Below are 1,232 nucleotides of genomic sequence, written 5' to 3' on the forward strand. Positions count from 1 at the left end.
TGAATAGCCACTGACTTGATAGACGCCTTTTAGTTAGACAAAATAACTAATCAAGAGGTGCTTATGAACCGTAAAAGATATCCTGAAGAATTTAAAATTGAAGCCGTTAAGCAAGTAACTGAAAAAGGTCACAGTGTGGCTGAAGTTGCCGCTCGTTTAGGGACCACCACTCATAGTCTCTATGCCTGGATCAAACGGTATGGCCCAGACTCCTCTCTTCATCAAACCAAGTCCGATGAAAACGCAGAGATCCGTCGACTCAAAAAAGAATTGCAACGGATGACTGAAGAGCGTGACATCCTAAAAAAAGCCGCGGTGTACTTCGCAAGTCAGTCCGACTGAGGTATGCCTTTATCAAAGCCAATATGCCTGTCTGGGCTGTACGAAGAATGTGCAGCGTGCTTGACGTCCATCCAAGTGGTTTTTATGCATGGTTGAAGCATCCAGAATGTAAACAAGAAAGGCGACGTAAGTATCTTCTCGGACTAATTAAGCAATTTTGGCTCGAATCTGGCTGTGTTTATGGGTATCGAAAGATACATTGTGACTTGCGAGATGAGGGCGAAACTTGTGGTATCAATCAAGTTCATCGCTTGATGAAACGAGAAGGACTGCAATCCCAAAGAGGATACCGAAAGCCAAGAGCCAGATCGGGGGCTGAGGACATTGTTACCCCAAACAAACTGGATAGAAACTTCAACCCACAAGCTCCAAATCAATCTTGGGTAACCGATATTACTTACATTAAAACTCATGAGGGTTGGCTCTATCTGGCTGTGGTCGTAGACTTATATTCACGTCGGGTGATTGGTTGGTCTATGAAAAGCAGAATGACCAAAGAGCTAGCATTAGACGCTCTTCTGATGGCGATCTGGCGGCGTACTCCGATAAACAATGTACTCGTGCATTCAGATCAGGGTAGCCAATATACAAGCCATGATTGGAGTTCCTTTTTAAAGCAACATGGGCTAGAAGGAAGTATGAGCCGCCGTGGGAACTGTCATGACAATGCTGTCGCAGAAAGCTTTTTCCAGCTATTGAAAAGAGAACGGGTTAAACGAAAAATTTACTCTACGAGAGAAGATGCTCGAACCGATATCTTCGAGTATATCGAAATGTTCTACAACGTGAATCGAAGGCATGGTTCCAATAATCAACTGTCGCCTGTAGAGTATGAAAAGCAATATGAAAGAAGGCTAACTAGCGTCTAGTGATGTGGTGGCTATTCACAC

At 43.9% G+C, this 1,232-nt stretch carries 1 protein-coding gene; it reads left to right on the top strand.

Features of this window, described 5'->3' with window-relative positions; translation table 11 throughout:
• The first annotated feature begins 63 nt into the window (after positions 1-63).
• Positions 64-1,211 (top strand): IS3 family transposase gene (locus MD535_RS25550; protein WP_265678093.1). Its coding sequence is split into 2 segments (ribosomal slippage): positions 64-301 and positions 301-1,211, totalling 1,149 coding nucleotides; the frame shifts between segments, so codons are not numbered across the junction.
• Positions 1,212-1,232 lie beyond the last annotated feature (21 nt).

The organism is Vibrio qingdaonensis (assembly GCF_026191675.1).
GTDB lineage: Bacteria > Pseudomonadota > Gammaproteobacteria > Enterobacterales > Vibrionaceae > Vibrio > Vibrio qingdaonensis.